Below are 2,219 nucleotides of genomic sequence, written 5' to 3'. Positions count from 1 at the left end.
ATCGAGAGCAAGGNTTACNTCGCATAAGGCGGGGTGATTTCTCCGATTTTGGCGAATCTGTTCTTACATTACGCTTTTGACAAATGGATGGTAAAGAACTTACCCTATGCCCCGTTTGAACGATACGCGGATGACCTTTTGGTACATGTGAAAACAAAGAAACGAGCCGAAGAGATCCTAGAGGCTATAGGTCAGAGAATGACGCAGGTCAAGTTGGAGTTACATCCACAAAAGACCAAAATCGTCTATTGTAAGGACTCCAACCGTAAAGGAGAGTTCGAACAAATACGCTTTGACTTTCTAGGATTTACCTTTGCACCACGCTACGCCCGCAATAAGTTCAAGCAGCAGTTTAACAACTTCCTGCCAGCGGCTTCAGATAAAGCGGTAGAAGAAATGGGCAGAGAACTTAGGCGGTTTCGTATTCACCTCCAAACAGGCCAAACCATAGCCGAACTCGCCAGGCTTTACAACCCGGTGATCTTAGGCTGGATCAACTACTATGGACGCTTCTACAAATCCAGATTAGGCCAACTCCTCCGACGTATCAATATCTATTTGATTAGATGGGCACGCAAAAAGTACAGGCGACTTAGCATACGAGCAAATGCTTGGAAATACCTATCTCAAATAGCCGAACGTGAACCCAATCTTTGGGCTCACTGGTCATTTGGGGTAATACCAAAAGTCGGTTCGCTAGGAGCCGTGTGAATTGAGAGGTTCACGCACGGTTCTGTGAGAGCGGGGAGGGGAAGTTCCTCCCCGCCACTCGACAGGACACTACTGACCTCGTCTTTTAGTAGTTCCACATCCTTACGGGCACCATATCCCATGATTACAAAATCGTCGGCATATCGAATCAGCCGAAAAACGGCTCCACCATTACGTTTGTGCTTATAACGTGTCCATTGTGAACCTAGTGCTTCCCATTTTGTTGAGAAGTATTCGTCTAGGACCGAAAGAGCAATATTTGCAAGCAGTGGAGACAGGACGCCTCCTTATGTGAAGTAAACGATTATGCGAAGTTGAAAGACATACCCGCATTTCACGGTGGTATTTGGGTCTGATTTACTTCGCATAACGCCATGGTGTTCCAAAATGGAGCGGGAGATCCTTACGATCCCATAGTCCATTGAGGAGGCACTAAATTGATTCCCGAATCATTTTCACAATTGACAACTGACTTAGAAGCCGAGCTATATCGGCTGCACTATACCCAGGCGGCTACCAACTACTATCGCCGCATGCGGGGCCATGTGGGCGGCAACGTTTCTTGAAAGTAAAGAGTCGAGCAGTTCACTGAGGAATTAGGTCTTCGATTCTTGGGGCATGTAGATATTTCCACTACCAAGATTTATGCCCGAGCCGATACCGAGTTGAAACGCTAAGCTCTCGAAAAGGCGTATCCCAACATGATCTCGCCAGATTTGCCCGAATGGAAGGACGATGCTGACCTCCTTGCCTCCTTGACAGGTCTTTCAGAAATTGATACGCGATTATGCGAAGCTAGTGCACCCGTAGATACCCTGTGAAATGCGGGTATGTCTTTCAACTTCGCATAATCGTTTACTTCACATAAGGCGGGTTATGCGAAGCTTCGCATAAGCCTCCTTGCGGAGTGCCGGTAATGGTTCTTCTGTTAATTCCCTCTTCCGAGAGAATACCAGCAGATAGAAATGCCTTGATGAGCGTTAGTATGCGCTTATGTGAAATACGACGTCTAATCCGTGCCATGAGGGCTCCGTGGTCGATCTCGTCAAAGCAAGCTTCGATATCTCCTTCAAATACCCACTCATAACTTCTAGGGGAATTAGCGAAGAAGTGAATCTCAGCAATTGCATCCTGTGCTCGTCTCTTGGGACGAAAGCCATACGAACATGGCAGGAAATCCGCCTCAAAGATTGGTTCCAAAACAAGCTTCAGCGCTGCTTGTACCACCCGATCGGAAGTATTCGGAATCCCTAATCTTCTCATTTTGCCTGAAGCTTTGGGAATCTTACGTTCTCTAACTCGGGTGGGTGTGAACTGGCGTTGTTTCAGACTCCTTCGAAGCTCATCTAGGAACTCATTAGGATCAGAGATGGAAATTGGTGATATTCCATCAACGCCAGGTGTTCTTGCTCCTCTGTTGCCTCTGACTCTGGCCCATGCCACCTGGAGGAAGGCTGGGTCATAGACGAGGTTATACAAATCGCTAAAGACACGCTCCTTATCATTAG

At 47.2% G+C, this 2,219-nt stretch carries 2 protein-coding genes and 1 pseudogene; 2 read left to right on the top strand and 1 reads right to left on the bottom strand.

The features are described 5' to 3' along the window. Nucleotides 1–33: 33 nt before the first annotated feature. Both AXFE_RS17995 and AXFE_RS21185 read left to right on the top strand, forming a co-directional pair. Entirely contained in the window at nt 34–711 is a 678-nt protein-coding gene (locus tag AXFE_RS17995; RefSeq protein ID WP_052605481.1) for a group II intron maturase-specific domain-containing protein, read from the top strand. Nucleotides 712–1,148: 437 nt separating this feature from the next. Continuing rightward, the gene (locus tag AXFE_RS21185; protein WP_268749175.1) at nt 1,149–1,277 is read left to right on the top strand and encodes a hypothetical protein; all 129 of its coding nucleotides are present in this window, start codon (nt 1,149–1,151) and stop codon (nt 1,275–1,277) included. Between the two features lie 325 nt (nt 1,278–1,602). On the opposite strand, the pseudogene AXFE_RS17990 reads toward AXFE_RS21185, so the two are convergent. After that, nucleotides 1,603–2,219, bottom strand: a pseudogene (locus AXFE_RS17990) (reverse transcriptase domain-containing protein); the annotation flags it as partial.

The sequence above is a fragment of the Acidithrix ferrooxidans genome (assembly GCF_000949295.1).
In the GTDB taxonomy this organism is placed as follows: domain Bacteria; phylum Actinomycetota; class Acidimicrobiia; order Acidimicrobiales; family Acidimicrobiaceae; genus Acidithrix; species Acidithrix ferrooxidans.
This window is presented reverse-complemented; position numbering and strand designations above follow the sequence as displayed.